The following is a 24,343-nucleotide window of genomic DNA, read 5'->3' as shown; positions in this document are numbered from 1 at the left end:
CATCATGAGTAGCGCCCTGTTTTTTACTTATAACTTATAATTAATGACGGGTATAAATGATTTTATAAGAATCATTTTGGCAGTGGCCGACGACTTGGCCTTTAGACGCGTCAACTTCATCATTAGGCACTGCAACCAAACTAAAGTTATCTGCAGGAACACCATTATTGATAATCTTTTGTTTGATTTCCTCAATTACGCTTTCACATGAAGCTTGCGCGAAAGCTGGTGCTAGCACCAGTGCAAATAAGGGTAACAATAATTTCTTTTTCATCTTCTCTCCTTGATCAACAGCTCCATAAAACAACCTATAAGGTTATGGATTATTAATTGGACGGCCATTACTTACGTCAAGGCAACGTTTAGTGCTCGGTTCCCAGTAAGCATTTAGATTGAGGCTTTTCTCGCATTTATCTTTTGCATCAAAAGCCTGATCTACTTTATCAAACTCTTTTTCGGTACGAGTATTAACCTTTTTGCGCAACATACGGGTATCATCCCATTGTTCCTTTTCTTGGCGCGCTTGCTCTTTATTAAGAGAGTCATCACCTTGACCTACTGAAACACACGTACTGCCTGCAGTACATGATGTCGTTGATTGTGCAGCGGAAGATGATGTAGCCCAAAGTAAAGGGAGACAGAAACATATTGCAGTTAAGCCAGTTTTCAACATTTTATGTGAATTCATGTAAATTCCTTACCAAACAGGACCGATAATCCCAGTATAGCTAAAAGTGTATCAGTACGTCTGTATAGAATAGTACTAAAAATTAAAGTTGTTTATATACGGTTAAACCAGCAAAAGTTTGGCAAACAGGCATCAATTCTAATGTATTTACATTCATGTGAGCCGGTAGAGTAGCAACCCAATAAACTGTTTCAGCAATATCTTCAGGGGTCAGAGCATCTGCGCCTTGATAAGTGCTAGCTGCTTTATCGTCATCCCCTTTAAAGCGAATATTTGAGAACTCTGTACCACCAACGAGGCCCGGCTCGATATCGGTAACTCGAATTTTTTTCCCTTGTAAATCAGCACGCAAGCCAAGTGAAAATTGTTTCACAAAGGCTTTGGTTGCACCATAAACATTACCACCTTTGTAAGGCCAGCTCGCTGCAGTTGAGCCAATATTAATAATATGACCGTGGTTATTAGCAACCATGACTTGCAATACCTCGTAAGTCATATTAACTAAACCTTTGGTATTCGTATTAATCATCACATCCCAATCGTCAGGATTGGCATCAAACGCCGGTTCTAAGCCTAAAGCCAAACCGGCATTATTAACTAAAATATCAATATGTTTGAGGTGTGCAGGTAAACTTGCAATCGCATCTTGGATGGCTGTTCTATCTTGGATATCCAATGTTAAAGGGTAAAATTTATCACCTAACTCTTGATGGAGAGCATCTAAACGCTCAGTTCTACGTCCTGTTCCAATAACGGTGTAATTATGTTTGATAAATCTGCGGGCAATTGATTCACCAAAACCAGAAGAAGCACCTGTTACTAAAATAATCATGGAAACCTCATAGTTATAATTGTCGTGTCAGTGTGGGTTTATTCTAACGCCATCGAAAAAGAACTACAAAAATTGTTACAACCCTAATATCTGTTTATCTTTTGGGTAGCTCAACGAATAACTAAATGAAATTTGCTTTTCTTCATTCGGTTCTAAGGCAATATCCCATGTTATTTCACCAGTGCTTTTATTGGTAACCGCATTTTTATCCTCTATTGCAGATACTTTTATATCGCTGTCCTCACTCACTGGAATTTGGTCATAAACAGTCAATTCAATGGGTTTCGTATGCATGTTTTTTACTTTGACCAAGTAACTTTCTGTTTGTTGAATAGTCGACCCCATAAAACTCGGTTTTTTCTTCATCTTTTCATTTGATTCACGAGAGACTTGAATACTCTTATCAACACCAAAAGGAACGCTCAATGTGTCAACCAATTGATTGGCATTGACTATAAAATTGCCTACATACGTATTTCCGTAATATACATTAGCATTTCCATTCAATAAGTTAAGTGATTGCCAATCTTCAACATTCGCTTGTAAGAATACTTCTTCAGTCAATTTTGGCGTGGCAGTATATTTGTATTTTACATCAATATTTTGTTGTTTAATGGTGAGCGAATTCGGTTTGATCGTGCTTTTCAGGGAGTAAGGCAGGGCAATTTGGTAATTTAAATTGACACCATTGTTAGATGTAGTTACAAAATCTGAAACACCTGAATTTATTGTTTTTTTCTCACTGACACTGCTTTCTTCATACATTGCTATTGGCGCTGCTGGCATTTTCATTCGAGCCTGGCGTGTTATTTGAGCGTTATTATCATAAACGGACAAGCGCCAAGGCTGTAAGACAGAAGGCGTGATATTTTTAGACGGGTTAATCGTTGAAAGTGTTAAATTAACTTTATCCCAATCAATGCCTGTATTTTGCACTATGTCCGCTTTGTACGTTAAAACAATAGGGGATTGCGAATTCAGGCTGCGGATATCGTAACTTGGAGACCAAGCCGCATCAGGTGTTAAATAAGAAATTTGCAACTCTGCTGTCACCGGTTTTTGCGCATCGATAGACAAGACAATTTGGGTCTGTTCACCAATTGAAGAGGGCATTTTTTCATCAATTTTTGCCTGCAATAACGTAGCTTTTTCTTGTAGTTCAACTAATTCCAACTGGTTTTTTTGTTGCTCTTGTAAAATATTAGACATCTGCTGACGAATAAAATTTAATTTCTGGGCTGATTCTTCTAGGGTTTTCGCTGTATTTTCCCCAAAAAAGCGGTGATCTTTCAATAAATTTAATTGTTCTTCACCGACTTTAATTGCAATATTCAATGTCTCTATCTGCTGGCTTAATTGTTTTTTCTGATCCAAAAGTTCAGCAATAGCCATTGGATAATTAGCTTCTGTTGCTATATTTTGGATATTAACGGAGCGAATAACCACATCATCCTGTTCAAGATCAATCGATAGCGTACGCGGGTCAATATTACTTGCGATATTGGTGAGGATGACCGAGTTCGCCCCCTTATTAAGTGACAGTGTCACGGTGTTATCTAATTCAGCACCACGTAAAAATACGGTTGCGTGATTTAGCTTAACATCTTTATTTAGTTTAGTTTCAGCATCAGCACGCACGTGTTGAGAAGCCAAAAGTGTTGCGAATAATAAGCCGCTGACTAGCCGAGTAGAAACTGTCATTTTTAACTCCGAACATTAGTACCACTAAGTAAGATAATGACTAAAACTAGCCTATTTGACTTTTATTAGATAACAGATAAAACCTAAAAACTGGCAAAAGCACAAGGACCGAAGGGATAAACTTGGTTAATGGGTTTTTCTTTCTTTTTACCTGTAGAAATTTCTGAAATCTGAAAGAGATATTTTTCTAGATGAGCCGAGACAAAACACCCATTAGCAGGTGTTTTATCTTGTTGGGCAGGTGCGACTTACTCTTCGAAATACCAATATCCTTGATTGATAAATTCGGTTAATTGCGCGATAAAAGCAGGGCTCTCCAGTGCTTCACCGAGTTCATTGATGCCGACTTCCGTAAGCTGGCACAATGCATCTGCACCCTTTGTTTCTGTGGTAATCCAGCCTTCCGAATTCACAAAAAAGTGCTCATTGATACGCATCACTCGCAAGCCGCTCAGTCGGATCAGTTTTTGACCGTCATTTAACACACTTAGCACTTCTTCCGGTTGATATGGCGGATCTGAGGGTGCAATATCCAGCTCATGACGTAGAGTCGTTGCAAAACGGCCTAACCACTGTTCAAAATCATCCGGCTTGTTGATCATTTCAATCATCATGGCTCGTAGACGTTCAACCTCATGAGGTTCCATGGTACCTGTATTTTCAGTCACCGTGAGGTCAGGATCGCCATAATTTATGCCACCCAAATCCTGTTCTAGCGCATAGTCTGCAAAACTGCTCAGCAGATCACGACCAGTCGGCCCGCGAAAGCCGACAGAATAGTTCATGGTATCTTCGAAAGTGAAACCATCGTGAGGGAATCCCGGCGGAATATACAGAATATCTCCTGGTGCCATTTCCACGTCAATAATCGGTTCAAATGGGTCGACATGTAATAATGCCGGATGTGAGCAGAACTGACGCATCGGTAGGGCATCGCCCACACGCCAGCGGCGGCGTCCCATACCTTGTATGATAAAAACATCATAGTTATCAATATGAGGCCCAACACCACCTTCAGGCACTGAATAGGAGATCATCAAATCATCAAGACGCCACTCGGGCAGTACACGAAACGGTTTCACTAGTTCGGCCGCTGGTATATGCCAATGGTTGACCGCTTGCACCAATAGTGACCATCCTTTTTCGCCTAGTTCGCTGAAATCTTCAAACGGGCCGTGACTCGCTTCCCATTTATTATCAATAAAGCTGACTAGGCGGCTGTCAACTTCCGACTCCATGGCCAAGCCAGCCAGTTCATCCGGTGTGATAGGGTCGACAAAATCAGGAAATGCATTTTTCAATACAACGGGTTTTTTCTGCCAGTATTTTTCTAAAAATTCAGGCCAGTTAAGATTCAGTTTGTAAGCCATGTGACCACATCTATATGAGTAAATTAGCCTGTAATTATAGAAGCAATATACCGTCATATTCTTGTTTGGTATCAAACGTCGGTCAATAACTTTTGTGGGAATACCTGTAGCATATTACCAGAATTCATTGGCTATCTTATGGCTCATAGAATTCATTGAAAAACGAAAGATTTATGAAGTCAAACTGAGTTTAGAACCCAAAAAGAACCAACACGATTAACCAGCCAGAACGCTGGTTTTCTTCATTTCACACTTAAGTTCGCATAATGTATTACGCTATGTTACAAAAGGGTTCTGAGCGATTGCGGTAGAATGGTTTTGGGGTTTACCGCAATCGGGAAGGTTCGTCTTTACACATAGAGTGCATTGTGCGAATCAAATAAATTATATTTTAACCTTGTTTTTACTAAAATTGACCTTATTTATTAGAAGAACCTAAACGTAATTAGAGGTGTGTATATGAGTAAATTTGCTAATGGCGATGTTGTTGTTCTTAAATCTGGCGGTCCGAGTATGACTGTTGAAAAATCAGTTAAATATGCTGGAAATGATTTCTTTCATGTCCACTGTTGTTGGTTTGAAAAAAATAATCTACATAATGATGTTTTTGCTGAACATATGTTAGATAAGGCTATAATTAAAAATAGTAATCCCAATGATGTTGATGATCTATCTGGTTTTGGTGTGAATAATATTTAATATATTAATTATATACTATCTATTTTGTTTGCATTTAAACGTTAATAGATAGTATATGAGTAACTTGATTAAATCGGTTTGAATTTTAAATTTTTAGTTTTATTCTTATCTTTGAATACATGTTCTATTTCCACCTTTTTTGCTTTCATATCCCACGTACTTTCTTCTATTTGACACTTGTATATTTCAATACCTTTATTAATATAAGGCTTTATTCTTGCTAGATCATCTTGATTGCATCTCATTCCTATATGTATGGAAAATATGCTTTTTTCTTTTAGTTTATATAAATTAACATGCTTTTTTTCTGTATTTATTAAATCTTCACCAGAAGTTGCTTTTACTACTCTAACCTCTTCCTCATAACTCCAATGCATTGATTTATATAAATATCTTCTTTGGAGTAATTCAAGGTTTTTGCTTTTGTAATCAGTATCTAATCCTATTTTATTTTCTTTGAAAATAGGTGTTATATATCTATAGTTAGGTTTTGTTACAGTATAAATCACACTACCATATTGAGCAGGTATAATATTTTCAGTTTCGCTCGTGAAATTAGTTTCTAATATATTTAAACCAATAACAATGCCTTTATGATTATCTGCGTAATGAGCCCACATTAATGGATTTAGTTGTTGTCTTGTCAAGCACAAAATGCTCGACTCTCTATTTAAAATGAATTTTTTGCTATAATCATTAAATATATCAAGTATGTTTTCATTATTATATTGTTTATCTGGAAAAGCCGTTAAATTAGCAAATTCAAAAGGGTCATTGAATGAATCCATTGTTGTAAATGCAATTGTTTTATCTTTTAGTACTTTAAAGGCTCTATCAACAGATAAGTATTTATATAGTATCATTGATTATTACTCGAAGAATTTATTAGTAATACACTTGGATTCAGCAAAATTTGAAAACCCCCGTGCTGTACTACGGGGGTAGTCTCAGGATAACTTCAGGCTTTCAGCCAACTAGTTACTTAATCTTGTTGATAACGCTTATTCTTTACTTTTGATATTGTTCTATCTAGGTTCAGTAAGTCTATAAACCTTTCAATAAATGCAACATCTTCATCGGGTAGGTCTGTAACTGCAGTTAAGACTCGCATTTTTCTATCTGCAACATCTAAAGTTGTATGCTCAGGAAAATTTACACCGACTTTATCACTACTAAAAAAATAAGCATGTTCACCAAGGGTTGTATTTAGATCTCCAAAAGCGAGCCAAATTGGGTTTTTCCCAGTAGCTCTAGCTATTTCTCTTATTTCATTAATTTTAGGATCTCTTTCGCCAGCGGCTAAGCGTTTTAATGTTCTGGCACTTATCCCTGTCTCATTCTCAATGTCGTCATAAGTGAAATTGCTCAATATGCTCGATTTGATCCTCTCAGAACATGTTAGTAGTAACATTTCATCATCTTTATTATCCATAGCACGTCCCATTCTAAATTGGCAATTCTGTCACTCATTGTACATCTAAATTATCACTCACTTACCATGGGTGCCATAAGTGTCACTTTATGGTGTCATTACTATTGACATATCCAGCTAAATATATTTATCATTATGTCATCATAAAGTGCCCAATGTGGCACTTGCGTCATTCTTTATACTAATCTTGGTGTGATATGAACATTATTTATTTTGATTTTATTGAAGGATACGGAGTTAATGCCAAAGTTGGTATTGACTGGGATTTTTATCGTTCCTTTGATGAATTGATTAAAGAATGTTCTTGCTACTTTAGTGATAACTTTATTTTAGCGCCAACAACAGCGGAATCAGGGGATTTTACTGGGTATCAGGAGAGTCATAATGTCTGATAAGCAGGAAAGATCTGTACTTATTGATTTTTTTGCGTTTTCTGCTCCTATTTCTGTTATGAAAGATGTTCATACCTTTCAAGAAAAAGGTTTTGAATGGCGAAAATTTCAATTTTTACCTTCATATAAACAATATCAGCATCGTGATATCACTTTTACTCATGACGACTATCAGGACATACCTGAGATTATTCATTCTAATATGACCGATGAACAGCGTAATCGTTATGAAACAGATTTGATTTCATGCTATTTCTCTCGCTTAAAATCATGGCTTTCATCTGTATTTGGTTTAGTCATGGGAGCACCAAGAGGAAAGGGTGGATTTGCTTATCAAGATTCAGCGTTACTATATAGTGATGAAGGCGGTGTTGAGCATTTTGGCGTTGTTTATTGGGGCGGTAATAAAGACACTTTTTATGTTCAGATTTCAGGTAAAGGTTGTGCTCATGTTTTTAGTGGAACAACACCGCAAAAAATCCATAAGTGGTTAATCCATTTGGATATTATTAGATTAAAAAGATTAGATTTAGCCACTGATGATTATGATGGTATTTATACTTGTACCGCTGCATTACAAGCGTACAACGATGATGCATTTTATGGTGGTAAAGGTCCAAAACCGAAATTAGAAACCTCTCAAGCTATTGATTCTAATGGGTGCCCGACTAAAGAAATAGTAAACGTAGGTTCTAGGCAATCACGAGTTTATTGGCGTATTTATAATAAAGCATTAGAACAAAAAATTTCTGGTGTCTGGTATCGCTCAGAAGTTGAATTAAAAGAAATATCTATTGATGTGCTTCTTAATATTGCAGGTATTTATACAGGGCTTTGTGCTTATTCCGCTCAAATAAATCCCAGTAAACCACAATCAATTCCTAAATTATTTGGTAGAAAAGCGATTGATTCAATAGAGGCTAAAGTTAAATGGTTGAGAAAACAAGCTTCTGCCAATATTGCTAAAGTATTTCATTTTTTTAATGGGGATATTAATACAGTTCTATCCATGATAATACGTGAAGAGCATATTAGTGATATGAATTTACGATTTGATATACCTCCTATATATCAAACATTATTAAATGAAAAATTAAAAACAAACCAGTGTCCTTTTTAAATATAAGGTGTTTATTTATGTTGAAAATTGAAATTAATGAAGTTGATGGAAAAGTAAATAGTAAGCAAGTTATTTCCAAACAAACAGGTGAGGTATTAACTTTCAGAGAACAAAATGCCTATATTTATAATGGTGGTGTTTATCCTGAAAGATTCATTATCCAATTAGACAAGGAAGAAGCGCCATATCCCTTTGGGTTTTATACCTTAGATAATTCATCGTATTCAGTTGGTGATTTTGGCTCTTTGAAAATAAAAAAAGCAAAATTAATACCATTAGATAAAAAATAGCTTTTCATTTTAATTAATAACATGGGGTTTCAATGGATTCCATTAGTTTAGAACAATTTGAAATGTTTTATATTTCATTCATAAGTCTAGGTCTTGTTATGTGTTTTGGCATAGGTGCAATTTTTGGAGGACAGCGATGATAATTATTTCTTATTTTATGGCTGCCTTTGGATTGGGATGGTGTGTATCAGCATCATTCTTATATTTTAAACGTTTATCAGAGGTATCAACATGATTAAAAGTAAATCCTTTTTATTAAAATCATCTATTTTTGTATCTGCTATTACTTCATCGTCATTAGCATTAGCAGCGGATGCTGTAGATCCTGTTTCTGGAGCTTTTAATACTCTGAAGGAACAGGTAACTCTTCTTACGGGGCAAGGATGGGATCTATTAATTTCTGTAACAGTTACTATGATTTGCTATAAATTAGTTAAGAAGTTTTTTAATCGGGCATCTTAACTAGAAATAGATGCGTGTAGAATTATATACACGCATCTTACAATGAATAATGGATTAAGGTTTTTCATTTGTGAAAATAAAATTTTTATTGTTTTATTTATTCATGCTTATTTCATTTTCAGCCAATTCAAATGAATGGATAAGTATTTCCAAATCTACTTATCGTGACTCTGTTGTTTCTGAGTCTAAGCTAATAAAGAAACCTGATGGATCTTCAGGTTATATATATTACATTGATAATGAAATGCGATTATCTGCTTGTGAAGGGGCTAAAAAAAGTGCCAACAATGTATTTAAAGACATGATCTCTATATTTGAGATGCAGTATCCAAAATCAGAATTTCGCATATATTTTGACGATAATTGTACTTACGATGGTGAACCTGCTGAAAAATTGAATGTTTGGACGTTAACTGCATTTATTGTTGGAGATATGCAAAGAACCACAATTGATTCTGATATACCATTGGTTAATGAATGTGAGATTAAACCCAATATTACAGGTAGCTTTAAAAATATATATCTTATTAATGGTGAACGTATTATTTATTATGATGGCTGTGAATATGAGGCAACTGGTGTAATTGTTTGTATTGGTGATAATGAGTGTTCGGCTGATTGGGTGCCTACAGGAAACATTTCTGACGAATCTTATAAGCCTTCTATACCATCAGAAGATGATGACAATGGAGAAGGCGAAAATGGTGGAGATGATGGCTCTAGTGGAGGTAATAGTGGGAATAGTGGAGGAGGTAATAATTCTAATAATTCACTTTCTAAAGAAGATATTACCGAGTCAGTGGAGTTTGGTATAAAAAATGCTACTCCCAATTTATCTAAATCAATAAGAAATGAATTAACTGAACATTATGATTCAGCTATAGATGAATCTAATGCTAATAAGAAACTACAACAATCTACTAGTGAACTATCTGATTCTATTGATAATTTAATACGAGGTGCAGGACGTATAGCAAATCCTGATGGATACTATGGCGAGGGTGATTCTGTTTTTGACTCGGCTTCACGGTTAGCATCAGTACAGTTTGGGCTTAACAGTGATGATAGCGGAGCGGTTTGGGAGGGATTTATAAATCCTAATGCATTTTTCCCTCAATTACCTAATGGTAGTGGATGTAAAGATTTTATTTTTTATGAATTTGAAAACTATAGAATGATTCTATCATGCGATAAGTTAATCGAAATAAAATCAATTTTATCTTGGGTTATGTATATTTTAACATTTTGGTATGTTTTTTCCTCAGCAAGTAATTTATTACGTAAGGAGCCTTAATAATGCCATTATTATTGGGTATTCCTGCTTTATTACGATATTTAATTGGATTATTGCCTATATTTATAGGTTTTATATCATCCTTTATTACTAAATTAGTTACTAAAACAGGAATTATTTCATTTTCTTTAGTTAGCTTATTAGCTATTACTATCGGTGTTTTGCTTGGTTATTTATCATCTATTTTATACAACCCTCTCCCTAATGAGTATTTTATTTTAGCAGAGTCAATATTACCAGACAGTTTTACAAACTGTGTTTCTGTTGTTATGGCGACTAAAATAACAGTTTTTTGTTTTGATTTAAAAGATAGATTTCTTGAATATGCAAATAGGATTCTATGATGGCAGTTTATTTTATAACAGGGGCTTTAGGCTCAGGAAAATCATTAATTGCAATATCTAAGATACAAGAAAAATTAGTGAAAGGATTACCTGTTGCAACTAATTTAAACTTGAATCTTCATTATATGCCAAGTGTAGGACGAAATGCAAAAAAAACACGGGTATATCGTTTACCTGATAAACCCTTATTAGAAGATTTCAAATTAATAGGATTAGGCAATAAAGAAAAAGATGAGTCTAAGAATGGATTAATAGTATTAGATGAATGTGGAACATGGCTAAATACACGTACATGGAATGATAAAACACGCCAACCTGTTTTAGATTGGTTCTTACATGCTAGAAAATTAGGATGGGATATTCTTTTTTTAGTGCAAAGTATATCTTTAGTCGATAAACAGGCTAGGGATGCACTAGCAGAACATATTGTTTATTGTCGTCGTTTTGACAGGTTACCTATTCCATTTATTGGTTTTTTTATTAATTTAATATTAGGGATAAAGATTAGCCCTCCAAAAATTCACTTAGGAATAGTTAAATATGGTGATTCATTAAATGCCCCTATAGTTGACCGTTGGATTTATAGAGGAACTGACTTGTATTCTGCATATGATACTAATCAAATATTTTCCTCTGATTATGAAAAAGGTACTTTTTCTCTACTTCCTCCTTATTTTACTCATGGTGTAAAAAACAAAAAACGGTCTTTAAAAGAAATTATGCGACTAACAAAAATATATTTAAAGCGTTTCTCTAAATTTAGGCTTGTAATGCTAGGTGTATTATTGGGTCTTGGGGTAAGCTATTTATACTTACATTATAAACCTGATTTTACACCTTCAGAGAACACTCAATATCATCTTGCAAATTTAAAGATAAAGTATTCAAGGTCAATTGGTAATGACTATTTCATTAAATTCGAAGATAAAAATGGTCATGAGTTTGATTCTAAAGAACTGGTATTAAAAGGATATAAATTAGAAATAATTAATTCATGTAAGATTAGGATATATAAAGGTAATGAAAATGAAATTATTAATTGCTAGTTTTCTGTGTTTTTTTTCGATAATTACTTACGCTGAAAGAATTGAAATGAATAATGTACCAATTAATGAATTTGTTTCATGGTATTCGAATAAAACAGGTAAGGGTGTTTTGACGCCAAATGACTTTACAGAAACGGTAACAATTTATAATTCGGATGTTGCTGTAAACGAGATCCATTCTTTTTTTGTATCAGTTCTGGCATCACGTGGTTATGAGGTTAGCCCAGGGAATCCGATTGTTATAACTAAAAGCAAAAAGGGCATTCATACAATTGATTTTGAAAATAATAACATTGAGGATGAAAACCAATATTGGGATGAGGCAGATGGTTCTAGTTTGCAATATTTGCCTGATTACCCAACACCTGAGAGAGGACGTTTTTTTGACCAAAAAACGGTAACTTATAGGATAAGTAATGTACTCGCTAAAGATATTTTCCCCGTTGTTGATATCTTTTTAAAATCATCAAATTACTCAGGTGGGCATGCTATTGTTGATGAAGGTAGCAATAGTATTATTGTGACAACGTCACTAGATAACCAAACAGAACTAGCTGATTTTATTCCATCAATTGATGTTCAACGCTCACAGGTGTTAATTGAAAGTATTATGTTTGAAACTACAGAAGGTAGTAGTTTTGATTTTTCGTTTGGAGCAGGTAAAAAAGAGGGTGCAACTGTTGTTGGAGGGATTAATACCAGTTCACTTGGTGATGTTCTATCAAGCAGTGGTGGATCGTTTGGTATTTTTTCTGGCAATGTTTTAAGTCTTGCCTTAACAGCGGTTGAAACCGATAAAAAGAGTAAATTACTCTCTGTTCCTCGGGTTTTGACAATGTCTGGAAAAAGAGGTTTCATTTCATCAGGGCAAAATGTCCCCATTGTTACGGGAAAAATTGTTGGTGAAGGAATCGATATCAAAAATCCATTTCAAACTATTGAGCGACGTGATGTTGGCGTTTCATTAGAAGTGGTTCCTGTAGTAATTAATGATAATAAAGTGATGCTAACCGTGAAATCTAAGGCAGATAGTGTTTCCAACATTTCTACAGCATCTGACATTGTTTTCAATCAACGTTCTATTGATACCACAGTACAATTAAAAGACGGTGACACTTTATTGATTGGTGGGCTTATTCAGCATAACTCCATTAAGTCTGACTCATCTACACCAATAGCTTCCAACATCCCATTAATAGGTTGGATGTTCGATTCCACATCAGAAGCAGATGATAAAGCGGTTATGTACATTTTAATTCGAGCACGTATTTTACGAAACATATAAAAAGGTTAAGCTCGTTAGCGTAGGCGCAGCCTGCGATGATGAGCTTAATCCTTTTAAAAATCATCACTATCTAACTCAATGATTGTTAAGCTAACCTGTATTATGCCGTTAGGCATGTAAGGCGGCATTCGATAGTTTTAAAGATAACCGTTCATCAATCCGCCGATACAAGGGGGGACTTGTCGAGAAGCAAGAAACTGCGCTTGCGCCTCCTGTTAAGCCATGTTTTAACATAACGTTTAACAGCGAAATAGCCTAATGGTCGAAGACAACATAGACCAATAGCAACAAGATGACATGCGTTGGAAAATGAGGATTAACAATGAATAAACAAACTGATATCAAATACTTGTATAGATTCCTTGAAGGGGTTCTACAAGATAAACGCTTTTCAAATTTATCAATTGAACATACTGATTTTTCAAGTGAAGAACAGGAAATTAAATTTCAATTACCAGAGTATTTCGTACAAAATTTGCAGTCATTTGCGTTTAAGAATGGGATTAGTAATAGAACTATTTTTACAGCTTCGTTGTTATTATTTTTAATGCTTGAAGAAGATCAACAAAAGCGTTTAACTTCACTTACTGAAGAAACTAACAATCTGCTTTTGTCTAAAATCAGCAATATTTCTGAATATTTTAAACTAGCGACACTTTTGGATGAAATAAATCAAGAGATAAGAACAGCAATTAAAGGCTAAACGAACCAACATGATTAACCAGCCAGAACGCTGGATTTCTTTATTCCATACATAGGTTCGCATAATGTATTACGCTATGTTACAAAAGGGTTCTGAGCGATTGCGGTAGAATGGTTTTGGGGTTTACCGCAATCGGGAAGGTTCGTCTTTACACATAGAGTGCATTGTGCGAATCAAATAAATTATATTTTAACCTTGTTTTTACTAAAATTGACCTTATTTATTAGAAGAACCTAAACGTAATTAGAGGTGTGTATATGAGTAAATTTGCTAATGGCGATGTTGTTGTTCTTAAATCTGGCGGTCCGAGTATGACTGTTGAAAAATCAGTTAAATATGCTGGAAATGATTTCTTTCATGTCCACTGTTGTTGGTTTGAAAAAAATAATCTACATAATGATGTTTTTGCTGAACATATGTTAGATAAGGCTATAATTAAAAATAGTAATCCCAATGATGTTGATGATCTATCTGGTTTTGGTGTGAATAATATTTAATATATTAATTATATACTATCTATTTTGTTTGCATTTAAACGTTAATAGATAGTATATGAGTAACTTGATTAAATCGGTTTGAATTTTAAATTTTTAGTTTTATTCTTATCTTTGAATACATGTTCTATTTCCACCTTTTTTGCTTTCATATCCCACGTACTTTCTTCTATTTGACACTTGTATATTTCAATACCTTTATTAATATAAGGCTTTATTCTTGCTAGATCATCTTGATTGCATCTCATTCCTATATGTATGGAAAATATGCTTTTTTCTTTTAGTTTATATAAATTAACATGCTTTTTTTCTGTATTTATTAAATCTTCACCAGAAGTTGCTTTTACTACTCTAACCTCTTCCTCATAACTCCAATGCATTGATTTATATAAATATCTTCTTTGGAGTAATTCAAGGTTTTTGCTTTTGTAATCAGTATCTAATCCTATTTTATTTTCTTTGAAAATAGGTGTTATATATCTATAGTTAGGTTTTGTTACAGTATAAATCACACTACCATATTGAGCAGGTATAATATTTTCAGTTTCGCTCGTGAAATTAGTTTCTAATATATTTAAACCAATAACAATGCCTTTATGATTATCTGCGTAATGAGCCCACATTAATGGATTTAGTTGTTGTCTTGTCAAGCACAAAATGCTCGACTCTCTATTTAAAATGAATTTTTTGCTATAATCATTAAATATATCAAGTATGTTTTCATTATTATATTGTTTATCTGGAAAAGCCGTTAAATTAGCAAATTCAAAAGGGTCATTGAATGAATCCATTGTTGTAAATGCAATTGTTTTATCTTTTAGTACTTTAAAGGCTCTATCAACAGATAAGTATTTATATAGTATCATTGATTATTACTCGAAGAATTTATTAGTAATACACTTGGATTCAGCAAAATTTGAAAACCCCCGTGCTGTACTACGGGGGTAGTCTCAGGATAACTTCAGGCTTTCAGCCAACTAGTTACTTAATCTTGTTGATAACGCTTATTCTTTACTTTTGATATTGTTCTATCTAGGTTCAGTAAGTCTATAAACCTTTCAATAAATGCAACATCTTCATCGGGTAGGTCTGTAACTGCAGTTAAGACTCGCATTTTTCTATCTGCAACATCTAAAGTTGTATGCTCAGGAAAATTTACACCGACTTTATCACTACTAAAAAAATAAGCATGTTCACCAAGGGTTGTATTTAGATCTCCAAAAGCGAGCCAAATTGGGTTTTTCCCAGTAGCTCTAGCTATTTCTCTTATTTCATTAATTTTAGGATCTCTTTCGCCAGCGGCTAAGCGTTTTAATGTTCTGGCACTTATCCCTGTCTCATTCTCAATGTCGTCATAAGTGAAATTGCTCAATATGCTCGATTTGATCCTCTCAGAACATGTTAGTAGTAACATTTCATCATCTTTATTATCCATAGCACGTCCCATTCTAAATTGGCAATTCTGTCACTCATTGTACATCTAAATTATCACTCACTTACCATGGGTGCCATAAGTGTCACTTTATGGTGTCATTACTATTGACATATCCAGCTAAATATATTTATCATTATGTCATCATAAAGTGCCCAATGTGGCACTTGCGTCATTCTTTATACTAATCTTGGTGTGATATGAACATTATTTATTTTGATTTTATTGAAGGATACGGAGTTAATGCCAAAGTTGGTATTGACTGGGATTTTTATCGTTCCTTTGATGAATTGATTAAAGAATGTTCTTGCTACTTTAGTGATAACTTTATTTTAGCGCCAACAACAGCGGAATCAGGGGATTTTACTGGGTATCAGGAGAGTCATAATGTCTGATAAGCAGGAAAGATCTGTACTTATTGATTTTTTTGCGTTTTCTGCTCCTATTTCTGTTATGAAAGATGTTCATACCTTTCAAGAAAAAGGTTTTGAATGGCGAAAATTTCAATTTTTACCTTCATATAAACAATATCAGCATCGTGATATCACTTTTACTCATGACGACTATCAGGACATACCTGAGATTATTCATTCTAATATGACCGATGAACAGCGTAATCGTTATGAAACAGATTTGATTTCATGCTATTTCTCTCGCTTAAAATCATGGCTTTCATCTGTATTTGGTTTAGTCATGGGAGCACCAAGAGGAAAGGGTGGATTTGCTTATCAAGATTCAGCGTTACTATATAGTGATGAAGGCGGTGTTGAGCATTTTGGCGTTGTTTATTGGGGCGGTAATAAAGACACTTTTTATGTTCAGATTTCAGGTAAAGGTTGTGCTCATGTTTTTAGTGGAACAACACCGCAAAAAATCCATAAGTGGTTAATCCATTTGGATATTATTAGATTAAAAAGATTAGATTTAGCCACTGATGATTATGATGGTATTTATACTTGTACCGCTGCATTACAAGCGTACAACGATGATGCATTTTATGGTGGTAAAGGTCCAAAACCGAAATTAGAAACCTCTCAAGCTATTGATTCTAATGGGTGCCCGACTAAAGAAATAGTAAACGTAGGTTCTAGGCAATCACGAGTTTATTGGCGTATTTATAATAAAGCATTAGAACAAAAAATTTCTGGTGTCTGGTATCGCTCAGAAGTTGAATTAAAAGAAATATCTATTGATGTGCTTCTTAATATTGCAGGTATTTATACAGGGCTTTGTGCTTATTCCGCTCAAATAAATCCCAGTAAACCACAATCAATTCCTAAATTATTTGGTAGAAAAGCGATTGATTCAATAGAGGCTAAAGTTAAATGGTTGAGAAAACAAGCTTCTGCCAATATTGCTAAAGTATTTCATTTTTTTAATGGGGATATTAATACAGTTCTATCCATGATAATACGTGAAGAGCATATTAGTGATATGAATTTACGATTTGATATACCTCCTATATATCAAACATTATTAAATGAAAAATTAAAAACAAACCAGTGTCCTTTTTAAATATAAGGTGTTTATTTATGTTGAAAATTGAAATTAATGAAGTTGATGGAAAAGTAAATAGTAAGCAAGTTATTTCCAAACAAACAGGTGAGGTATTAACTTTCAGAGAACAAAATGCCTATATTTATAATGGTGGTGTTTATCCTGAAAGATTCATTATCCAATTAGACAAGGAAGAAGCGCCATATCCCTTTGGGTTTTATACCTTAGATAATTCATCGTATTCAGTTGGTGATTTTGGCTCTTTGAAAATAAAAAAAGCAAAATTAATACCATTAGATAAAAAATAGCTTTTCATTTTAATTAATAACATGGGGTTTCAATGGATTCCATTAGTTTAGAACAATTTGAAATGTTTTATATTTCATTCATAAGTCTAGGTCTTGTTATGTGTTTTGGCATAGGTGCAATTTTTGGAGGACAGCGATGATAATTATTTCTTATTTTATGGCTGCCTTTGGATTGGGATGGTGTGTATCAGCATCATTCTTATATTTTAAACGTTTATCAGAGGTATCAACATGATTAAAAGTAAATCCTTTTTATTAAAATCATCTATTTTTGTATCTGCTATTACTTCATCGTCATTAGCATTAGCAGCGGATGCTGTAGATCCTGTTTCTGGAGCTTTTAATACTCTGAAGGAACAGGTAACTCTTCTTACGGGGCAAGGATGGGATCTATTAATTTCTGTAACAGTTACTATGATTTGCTATAAATTAGTTAAGAAGTTTTTTAATCGGGCATCTTAACTAGAAATAGATGCGTGTAGAATTATATACACGCATCTTACAATGAATAATGGATTAAGGTTTTTCATTTGTGAAAATAAAATTTTTATTGTTTTATTTATTCATGCTTATTTCATTTTCAGCCAATTCAAATGAATGGATAAGTATTTCCAAATCTACTTATCGTGACTCTGTTGTTTCTGAGTCTAAGCTAATAAAGAAACCTGATGGATCTTCAGGTTATATATATTACATTGATAATGAAATGCGATTATCTGCTTGTGAAGGGGCTAAAAAAAGTGCCAACAATGTATTTAAAGACATGATCTCTATATTTGAGATGCAGTATCCAAAATCAGAATTTCGCATATATTTTGACGATAATTGTACTTACGATGGTGAACCTGCTGAAAAATTGAATGTTTGGACGTTAACTGCATTTATTGTTGGAGATATGCAAAGAACCACAATTGATTCTGATATACCATTGGTTAATGAATGTGAGATTAAACCCAATATTACAGGTAGCTTTAAAAATATATATCTTATTAATGGTGAACGTATTATTTATTATGATGGCTGTGAATATGAGGCAACTGGTGTAATTGTTTGTATTGGTGATAATGAGTGTTCGGCTGATTGGGTGCCTACAGGAAACATTTCTGACGAATCTTATAAGCCTTCTATACCATCAGAAGATGATGACAATGGAGAAGGCGAAAATGGTGGAGATGATGGCTCTAGTGGAGGTAATAGTGGGAATAGTGGAGGAGGTAATAATTCTAATAATTCACTTTCTAAAGAAGATATTACCGAGTCAGTGGAGTTTGGTATAAAAAATGCTACTCCCAATTTATCTAAATCAATAAGAAATGAATTAACTGAACATTATGATTCAGCTATAGATGAATCTAATGCTAATAAGAAACTACAACAATCTACTAGTGAACTATCTGATTCTATTGATAATTTAATACGAGGTGCAGGACGTATAGCAAATCCTGATGGATACTATGGCGAGGGTGATTCTGTTTTTGACTCGGCTTCACGGTTAGCATCAGTACAGTTTGGGCTTAACAGTGATGATAGCGGAGCGGTTTGGGAGGGATTTATAAATCCTAATGCATTTTTCCCTCAATTACCTAATGGTAGTGGATGTAAAGATTTTATTTTTTATGAATTTGAAAACTATAGAATGATTCTATCATGCGATAAGTTAATCGAAATAAAATCAATTTTATCTTGGGTTATGTATATTTTAACATTTTGGTATGTTTTTTCCTCAGCAAGTAATTTATTACGTAAGGAGCCTTAATAATGCCATTATTATTGGGTATTCCTGCTTTATTACGATATTTAATTGGATTATTGCCTATATTTATAGGTTTTATATCATCCTTTATTACTAAATTAGTTACTAAAACAGGAATTATTTCATTTTCTTTAGTTAGCTTATTAGCTATTACTATCGGTGTTTTGCTTGGTTATTTATCATCTATTTTATACAACCCTCTCCCTAATGAGTATTTTATTTTAGCAGAGTCAATATTACCAGACAGTTTTACAAACTGTGTTTCTGTTGTTATGGCGACTAAAATAACAGTTTTTTGTTTTGATTTAAAAGATAGATTTCTTGAATATGCAAATAGGATTCTATGATGGCAGTTTATTTTATAACAGGGGCTTTAGGCTCAGGAAAATCATTAATTGCAATATCTAAGATACAAGAAAAATTAGTGAAAGGATTACCTGTTGCAACTAATTTAAACTTGAATCTTCATTATATGCCAAGTGTAGGACGAAATGCAAAAAAAACACGGGTATATCGTTTACCTGATAAACCCTTATTAGAAGATTTCAAATTAATAGGATTAGGCAATAAAGAAAAAGATGAGTCTAAGAATGGATTAATAGTATTAGATGAATGTGGAACATGGCTAAATACACGTACATGGAATGATAAAACACGCCAACCTGTTTTAGATTGGTTCTTACATGCTAGAAAATTAGGATGGGATATTCTTTTTTTAGTGCAAAGTATATCTTTAGTCGATAAACAGGCTAGGGATGCACTAGCAGAACATATTGTTTATTGTCGTCGTTTTGACAGGTTACCTATTCCATTTATTGGTTTTTTTATTAATTTAATATTAGGGATAAAGATTAGCCCTCCAAAAATTCACTTAGGAATAGTTAAATATGGTGATTCATTAAATGCCCCTATAGTTGACCGTTGGATTTATAGAGGAACTGACTTGTATTCTGCATATGATACTAATCAAATATTTTCCTCTGATTATGAAAAAGGTACTTTTTCTCTACTTCCTCCTTATTTTACTCATGGTGTAAAAAACAAAAAACGGTCTTTAAAAGAAATTATGCGACTAACAAAAATATATTTAAAGCGTTTCTCTAAATTTAGGCTTGTAATGCTAGGTGTATTATTGGGTCTTGGGGTAAGCTATTTATACTTACATTATAAACCTGATTTTACACCTTCAGAGAACACTCAATATCATCTTGCAAATTTAAAGATAAAGTATTCAAGGTCAATTGGTAATGACTATTTCATTAAATTCGAAGATAAAAATGGTCATGAGTTTGATTCTAAAGAACTGGTATTAAAAGGATATAAATTAGAAATAATTAATTCATGTAAGATTAGGATATATAAAGGTAATGAAAATGAAATTATTAATTGCTAGTTTTCTGTGTTTTTTTTCGATAATTACTTACGCTGAAAGAATTGAAATGAATAATGTACCAATTAATGAATTTGTTTCATGGTATTCGAATAAAACAGGTAAGGGTGTTTTGACGCCAAATGACTTTACAGAAACGGTAACAATTTATAATTCGGATGTTGCTGTAAACGAGATCCATTCTTTTTTTGTATCAGTTCTGGCATCACGTGGTTATGAGGTTAGCCCAGGGAATCCGATTGTTATAACTAAAAGCAAAAAGGGCATTCATACAATTGATTTTGAAAATAATAACATTGAGGATGAAAACCAATATTGGGATGAGGCAGATGGTTCTAGTTTGCAATATTTGCCTGATTACCCAACACCTGAGAGAGGACGTTTTTTTGACCAAAAAACGGTAACTTATAGGATAAGTAATGTACTCGCTAAAGATATTTTCCCCGTTGTTGATATCTTTTTAAAATCATCAAATTACTCAGGTGGGCATGCTATTGTTGATGAAGGTAGCAATAGTATTATTGTGACAACGTCACTAGATAACCAAACAGAACTAGCTGATTTTATTCCATCAATTGATGTTCAACGCTCACAGGTGTTAATTGAAAGTATTATGTTTGAAACTACAGAAGGTAGTAGTTTTGATTTTTCGTTTGGAGCAGGTAAAAAAGAGGGTGCAACTGTTGTTGGAGGGATTAATACCAGTTCACTTGGTGATGTTCTATCAAGCAGTGGTGGATCGTTTGGTATTTTTTCTGGCAATGTTTTAAGTCTTGCCTTAACAGCGGTTGAAACCGATAAAAAGAGTAAATTACTCTCTGTTCCTCGGGTTTTGACAATGTCTGGAAAAAGAGGTTTCATTTCATCAGGGCAAAATGTCCCCATTGTTACGGGAAAAATTGTTGGTGAAGGAATCGATATCAAAAATCCATTTCAAACTATTGAGCGACGTGATGTTGGCGTTTCATTAGAAGTGGTTCCTGTAGTAATTAATGATAATAAAGTGATGCTAACCGTGAAATCTAAGGCAGATAGTGTTTCCAACATTTCTACAGCATCTGACATTGTTTTCAATCAACGTTCTATTGATACCACAGTACAATTAAAAGACGGTGACACTTTATTGATTGGTGGGCTTATTCAGCATAACTCCATTAAGTCTGACTCATCTACACCAATAGCTTCCAACATCCCATTAATAGGTTGGATGTTCGATTCCACATCAGAAGCAGATGATAAAGCGGTTATGTACATTTTAATTCGAGCACGTATTTTACGAAACATATAAAAAGGTTAAGCTCGTTAGCGTAGGCGCAGCCTGCGATGATGAGCTTAATCCTTTTAAAAATCATCACTATCTAACTCAATGATTGTTAAGCTAACCTGTATTATGCCGTTAGGCATGTAAGGCGGCATTCGATAGTTTTAAAGATAACCGTTCATCAATCCGCCGATACAAGGGGGGACTTGTCGAGAAGCAAGAAACTGCGCTTGCGCCTCCTGTTAAGCCATGTTTTAACATAACGTTTAACAGCGAAATAGCCTAATGGTCGAAGACAACATAGACCAATAGCAACAAGATGACATGCGTTGGAAAATGAGGATTAACAATGAATAAACAAACTGATATCAAATACTTGTATAGATTCCTTGAAGGGGTTCTACAAGATAAACGCTTTTCAAATTTATCAATTGAACATACTGATTTTTCAAGTGAAGAACAGGAAATTAAATTTCAATTACCAGAGTATTTCGTACAAAATTTGCAGTCATTTGCGTTTAAGAATGGGATTAGTAATAGAACTATTTTTACAGCTTCGTTGTTATTATTTTTAATGCTTGAAGAAGATCAACAAAAGCGTTTAACTTCACTTACTGAAGAAACTAACAATCTGCTTTTGTCTAAAATCAGCAATATTTCTGAATATTTTAAACTAGCGACACTTTTGGATGAAATAAATCAAGAGATAAGAACAGCAATTAAAGGCTAAACGAACCAACATGATTAACCAGCCAGAACGCTGGATTTCTTTATTCCATACATAGGTTCGCATAATGCATATTATGTTAAATAGAAATCAGAGCAAAAATAGACCTTGCTCGTTCAGTCATTGCTAACACCCTATTGACTTAGATTGGTATTCAGCTTATTTATATGCGCTTAATAATAACCTGCCTATGCTTCGGATGTGCCGTAATGAGTGAATATAAATCAAAAGACCCTTTACATGGGGTTACACTAGAAATGCAAGTTAATGCATTGGTTGATAGATACGGTTGGAGCCAACTTGGACGCATTATAAAAATAAACTGTTTTAACAAAGATCCAAGTATTAAATCTAGCTTAAAGTTTCTTCGTCGCACACCATGGGCAAGAACTGAAGTTGAGTTACTCTATTTGGATATGATAGAAAACAACTCGATTGATAATACGGGAGCATATTCTAATGACCCATGGTGTAATTCGCGACGTTAAAAGCAAAGATAATTATACCAACGAGTCTCACTCCAAACGGGATATTAGTGACCTCGCCTCATCAAGGTGATCTTCACTAATAAATTTTTTTGGTTATTTATGATGATGCTCACATGCAATTAGGTAATAATACTTATTACAATTTCAAATTAATTGAAAATTAAGTTATAACCATAGGCTTCGATTTCTCTATCATTAAGAAATGTCTTATATTTAGGAATGAAAGCTGTACCGGAAATATGAATTAATTCCCTTCAAAAAAATCACCTACACTTAATACCTATTCTTCGCGTATTAATCATTACTACTACTCAACACAATTACCTTTATCGATTTCATTTCCAGCAATTGCATTACTCAAAATTGCAGTAATAAATATAAATTTCATATTAAAACTGTAACAAAATGAAAGTAAGTACTTTCCACTATTAAAAAATTTAAATTTTAAAACATTTATAAAAATAATTAACAATTTGATTTAAAAGATAATTTTAATTCACACTGGATATTTTTTAGAAGAAATGAATAATAACCTATCAAAAAATACAATTTTAATAGGAGACACTGCCTTTACTTAGCATTGGTGTATGTATACTATTTATACATACCGATTAGCCAAATGATAGTTATTAATTCTATTCTTTCCCTGATTAAAGAGATGATTCTATATTTTATTAAAATCCATTTTTTATATTTACTAGAGGAATTACCTATGAAACTTACAAAGTCAGTTATAAGTATAGCATTGACAAGTTTAATAAGCTTTAGTGCTTTTTCTGCTCCTATTAATCATGGTAGTGGTAAAGTTACATTCACCGGAAGTATTATTAGTGCCCCCTGCTCTATTGATCCAGCATCATTAGACCAAACAGTAGATTTAGGCCAGGTTGCTGATTCTGTATTAAGTAATAATGGCAAATCAGATGGTCAATCTTCACCAGTAATGTTTGATATTAAATTAATTGATTGTACGTTAGAAACTGAGCAATCCGTTAATGTCACTTTTAGCGGTGCCGCTGCAACAAATGATCCAAAGTCATTATTAGCAATTACTGGAACGGCTTCAGGTGCAGGAATTCAAATAGTAGATAGCAATAACTCACCTATCGTTTTAAATGAAACCACTAATTCTAGTCATAAATTACAAGAGCAAACGAACACATTGCAGTTTGCGGCATACGTTAAAGGTTTAGGTACTCCAACGGGTCAACAAGGTCCAGTGGAAATTGTACCTGGCGAGTTCCAAGCAGTAACAGATTTCGTGCTTTCATATAATTAATTTAATTATCGATAGCAATAAGCTGAGGTAATGACAACTCGTTGCCTCAGCTTAAT

At 33.7% G+C, this 24,343-nt stretch carries 33 protein-coding genes; 24 read left to right on the top strand and 9 right to left on the bottom strand.

The window, feature by feature from the left end:
* Window positions 1-40 precede the first annotated feature (40 nt).
* The 5 genes from CYG50_RS08990 to CYG50_RS08970 form a co-directional block, all read right to left on the bottom strand.
* Window positions 41-274, bottom strand: coding sequence for a DUF1161 domain-containing protein (locus CYG50_RS08990; RefSeq protein WP_102138589.1), 234 nt, complete (start codon window positions 272-274; stop codon window positions 41-43).
* Between the two features lie 42 nt (window positions 275-316).
* Window positions 317-688: a DUF1283 family protein gene (locus CYG50_RS08985; protein WP_102138588.1), complete on the bottom strand. Its 372-nt coding sequence runs from the start codon at window positions 686-688 to the stop codon at window positions 317-319.
* A gap of 82 nt (window positions 689-770) precedes the next feature.
* Window positions 771-1,520 (bottom strand): bifunctional NADP-dependent 3-hydroxy acid dehydrogenase/3-hydroxypropionate dehydrogenase YdfG, encoded by a 750-nt coding sequence (gene ydfG / locus CYG50_RS08980; protein ID WP_102138587.1) that lies wholly within the window; start codon window positions 1,518-1,520, stop codon window positions 771-773.
* A 75-nt stretch (window positions 1,521-1,595) separates the two neighbouring features.
* Window positions 1,596-3,221 (bottom strand): DUF4139 domain-containing protein, encoded by a 1,626-nt coding sequence (locus CYG50_RS08975; RefSeq protein WP_102138586.1) that lies wholly within the window; start codon window positions 3,219-3,221, stop codon window positions 1,596-1,598.
* Between the two features lie 248 nt (window positions 3,222-3,469).
* Window positions 3,470-4,591, bottom strand: a complete 1,122-nt coding sequence (locus CYG50_RS08970; RefSeq protein ID WP_102138585.1) for a ribosomal protein uL16 3-hydroxylase — start codon at window positions 4,589-4,591, stop codon at window positions 3,470-3,472.
* A 459-nt stretch (window positions 4,592-5,050) separates the two neighbouring features.
* On the opposite strand from CYG50_RS08970, the gene CYG50_RS08965 reads away from it, so the two are divergent.
* Window positions 5,051-5,290, top strand: coding sequence for a YodC family protein (locus tag CYG50_RS08965; RefSeq protein ID WP_102138584.1), 240 nt, complete (start codon window positions 5,051-5,053; stop codon window positions 5,288-5,290).
* A 68-nt stretch (window positions 5,291-5,358) separates the two neighbouring features.
* Here the strand turns inward: CYG50_RS08965 and CYG50_RS08960 are convergent, their stop codons facing one another.
* Window positions 5,359-6,153 carry a DUF2971 domain-containing protein gene (locus CYG50_RS08960; protein WP_102138583.1) on the bottom strand — a complete coding sequence of 265 codons (795 nt, stop codon included), beginning with the start codon at window positions 6,151-6,153 and terminating at the stop codon, window positions 5,359-5,361.
* A 119-nt stretch (window positions 6,154-6,272) separates the two neighbouring features.
* Entirely contained in the window at window positions 6,273-6,722 is a 450-nt protein-coding gene (locus tag CYG50_RS08955) for a helix-turn-helix domain-containing protein (protein WP_102138582.1), read from the bottom strand.
* A gap of 197 nt (window positions 6,723-6,919) precedes the next feature.
* On the opposite strand from CYG50_RS08955, the gene CYG50_RS08950 reads away from it, so the two are divergent.
* The 11 genes from CYG50_RS08950 to CYG50_RS08905 all read left to right on the top strand — a co-directional run bounded on the left by CYG50_RS08950 (window position 6,920) and on the right by CYG50_RS08905 (window position 14,155).
* Window positions 6,920-7,114 carry a hypothetical protein gene (locus CYG50_RS08950; RefSeq protein WP_102138581.1) on the top strand — a complete coding sequence of 65 codons (195 nt, stop codon included), beginning with the start codon at window positions 6,920-6,922 and terminating at the stop codon, window positions 7,112-7,114.
* Complete coding sequence (locus tag CYG50_RS08945; protein WP_102138580.1) at window positions 7,107-8,234, top strand: replication initiation factor domain-containing protein; 1,128 nt, start codon at window positions 7,107-7,109, stop codon at window positions 8,232-8,234. Before CYG50_RS08950 ends, CYG50_RS08945 begins: the two co-directional genes overlap by 8 nt.
* 17 nt (window positions 8,235-8,251) lie before the next feature.
* Window positions 8,252-8,524 carry a single-stranded DNA-binding protein gene (locus tag CYG50_RS08940; protein ID WP_102138579.1) on the top strand — a complete coding sequence of 91 codons (273 nt, stop codon included), beginning with the start codon at window positions 8,252-8,254 and terminating at the stop codon, window positions 8,522-8,524.
* Between the two features lie 32 nt (window positions 8,525-8,556).
* Window positions 8,557-8,664: a tail virion protein G7P-2 gene (locus CYG50_RS23040; protein ID WP_311136309.1), complete on the top strand. Its 108-nt coding sequence runs from the start codon at window positions 8,557-8,559 to the stop codon at window positions 8,662-8,664.
* A gap of 91 nt (window positions 8,665-8,755) precedes the next feature.
* Complete coding sequence (locus tag CYG50_RS08935) at window positions 8,756-8,986, top strand: major coat protein (protein WP_102138578.1); 231 nt, start codon at window positions 8,756-8,758, stop codon at window positions 8,984-8,986.
* Between the two features lie 70 nt (window positions 8,987-9,056).
* Window positions 9,057-10,280 (top strand): phage attachment proteinphage attachment protein, G3P family, encoded by a 1,224-nt coding sequence (locus CYG50_RS08930; RefSeq protein WP_227528756.1) that lies wholly within the window; start codon window positions 9,057-9,059, stop codon window positions 10,278-10,280.
* Window positions 10,281-10,282: 2 nt separating this feature from the next.
* On the top strand, window positions 10,283-10,624 hold the full coding sequence (locus CYG50_RS08925) for a DUF5455 family protein (RefSeq protein WP_102138577.1): 342 nt from the start codon (window positions 10,283-10,285) through the stop codon (window positions 10,622-10,624).
* Window positions 10,624-11,670, top strand: coding sequence for a zonular occludens toxin domain-containing protein (locus CYG50_RS08920; RefSeq protein WP_102138576.1), 1,047 nt, complete (start codon window positions 10,624-10,626; stop codon window positions 11,668-11,670). Before CYG50_RS08925 ends, CYG50_RS08920 begins: the two co-directional genes overlap by 1 nt.
* Window positions 11,651-12,955: a secretin GspD/PilQ domain-containing protein gene (locus CYG50_RS08915; protein ID WP_102138575.1), complete on the top strand. Its 1,305-nt coding sequence runs from the start codon at window positions 11,651-11,653 to the stop codon at window positions 12,953-12,955. The genes CYG50_RS08920 and CYG50_RS08915 overlap by 20 nt, the downstream gene beginning before the upstream one ends.
* 322 nt (window positions 12,956-13,277) lie before the next feature.
* Window positions 13,278-13,658: a hypothetical protein gene (locus CYG50_RS08910; RefSeq protein WP_102138574.1), complete on the top strand. Its 381-nt coding sequence runs from the start codon at window positions 13,278-13,280 to the stop codon at window positions 13,656-13,658.
* A gap of 257 nt (window positions 13,659-13,915) precedes the next feature.
* Window positions 13,916-14,155, top strand: coding sequence for a YodC family protein (locus CYG50_RS08905; RefSeq protein WP_102138584.1), 240 nt, complete (start codon window positions 13,916-13,918; stop codon window positions 14,153-14,155).
* Between the two features lie 68 nt (window positions 14,156-14,223).
* Here the strand turns inward: CYG50_RS08905 and CYG50_RS08900 are convergent, their stop codons facing one another.
* The gene (locus tag CYG50_RS08900; RefSeq protein WP_102138583.1) at window positions 14,224-15,018 is read right to left on the bottom strand and encodes a DUF2971 domain-containing protein; all 795 of its coding nucleotides are present in this window, start codon (window positions 15,016-15,018) and stop codon (window positions 14,224-14,226) included.
* A 119-nt stretch (window positions 15,019-15,137) separates the two neighbouring features.
* Entirely contained in the window at window positions 15,138-15,587 is a 450-nt protein-coding gene (locus CYG50_RS08895; protein WP_102138582.1) for a helix-turn-helix domain-containing protein, read from the bottom strand.
* Between the two features lie 197 nt (window positions 15,588-15,784).
* On the opposite strand from CYG50_RS08895, the gene CYG50_RS08890 reads away from it, so the two are divergent.
* The 12 genes from CYG50_RS08890 to CYG50_RS08840 all read left to right on the top strand — a co-directional run bounded on the left by CYG50_RS08890 (window position 15,785) and on the right by CYG50_RS08840 (window position 24,287).
* Window positions 15,785-15,979 (top strand): hypothetical protein, encoded by a 195-nt coding sequence (locus tag CYG50_RS08890; protein ID WP_102138581.1) that lies wholly within the window; start codon window positions 15,785-15,787, stop codon window positions 15,977-15,979.
* Complete coding sequence (locus CYG50_RS08885) at window positions 15,972-17,099, top strand: replication initiation factor domain-containing protein (RefSeq protein WP_102138580.1); 1,128 nt, start codon at window positions 15,972-15,974, stop codon at window positions 17,097-17,099. Before CYG50_RS08890 ends, CYG50_RS08885 begins: the two co-directional genes overlap by 8 nt.
* 17 nt (window positions 17,100-17,116) lie before the next feature.
* Window positions 17,117-17,389, top strand: coding sequence for a single-stranded DNA-binding protein (locus CYG50_RS08880; protein WP_102138579.1), 273 nt, complete (start codon window positions 17,117-17,119; stop codon window positions 17,387-17,389).
* Window positions 17,390-17,421: 32 nt separating this feature from the next.
* Window positions 17,422-17,529: a tail virion protein G7P-2 gene (locus tag CYG50_RS23035; RefSeq protein WP_311136309.1), complete on the top strand. Its 108-nt coding sequence runs from the start codon at window positions 17,422-17,424 to the stop codon at window positions 17,527-17,529.
* Window positions 17,530-17,620: 91 nt separating this feature from the next.
* A complete protein-coding gene (locus CYG50_RS08875) occupies window positions 17,621-17,851 on the top strand; it encodes a major coat protein (RefSeq protein ID WP_102138578.1) in 231 nt (76 codons plus the stop codon).
* A 70-nt stretch (window positions 17,852-17,921) separates the two neighbouring features.
* Window positions 17,922-19,145, top strand: a complete 1,224-nt coding sequence (locus tag CYG50_RS08870; protein WP_227528756.1) for a phage attachment proteinphage attachment protein, G3P family — start codon at window positions 17,922-17,924, stop codon at window positions 19,143-19,145.
* A 2-nt stretch (window positions 19,146-19,147) separates the two neighbouring features.
* The gene (locus CYG50_RS08865) at window positions 19,148-19,489 is read left to right on the top strand and encodes a DUF5455 family protein (protein WP_102138577.1); all 342 of its coding nucleotides are present in this window, start codon (window positions 19,148-19,150) and stop codon (window positions 19,487-19,489) included.
* Window positions 19,489-20,535: a zonular occludens toxin domain-containing protein gene (locus CYG50_RS08860; protein ID WP_102138576.1), complete on the top strand. Its 1,047-nt coding sequence runs from the start codon at window positions 19,489-19,491 to the stop codon at window positions 20,533-20,535. The genes CYG50_RS08865 and CYG50_RS08860 overlap by 1 nt, the downstream gene beginning before the upstream one ends.
* Window positions 20,516-21,820, top strand: coding sequence for a secretin GspD/PilQ domain-containing protein (locus CYG50_RS08855; protein WP_102138575.1), 1,305 nt, complete (start codon window positions 20,516-20,518; stop codon window positions 21,818-21,820). The genes CYG50_RS08860 and CYG50_RS08855 overlap by 20 nt, the downstream gene beginning before the upstream one ends.
* Before the next feature lie 322 nt (window positions 21,821-22,142).
* Window positions 22,143-22,523, top strand: a complete 381-nt coding sequence (locus CYG50_RS08850; protein WP_102138574.1) for a hypothetical protein — start codon at window positions 22,143-22,145, stop codon at window positions 22,521-22,523.
* A 206-nt stretch (window positions 22,524-22,729) separates the two neighbouring features.
* Entirely contained in the window at window positions 22,730-23,008 is a 279-nt protein-coding gene (locus CYG50_RS08845) for a VF530 family protein (protein WP_102138573.1), read from the top strand.
* Between the two features lie 712 nt (window positions 23,009-23,720).
* On the top strand, window positions 23,721-24,287 hold the full coding sequence (locus CYG50_RS08840; RefSeq protein ID WP_102138572.1) for a fimbrial protein: 567 nt from the start codon (window positions 23,721-23,723) through the stop codon (window positions 24,285-24,287).
* Window positions 24,288-24,343: the final 56 nt, after the last annotated feature.

Origin of the sequence: Providencia huaxiensis, assembly GCF_002843235.3 — a bacterium.
In the GTDB taxonomy this organism is placed as follows: Bacteria; Pseudomonadota; Gammaproteobacteria; order Enterobacterales; family Enterobacteriaceae; genus Providencia; species Providencia huaxiensis.
Note: the sequence above shows the minus strand (reverse complement) of the source record. Positions and strands in the feature narration are given on the sequence as shown.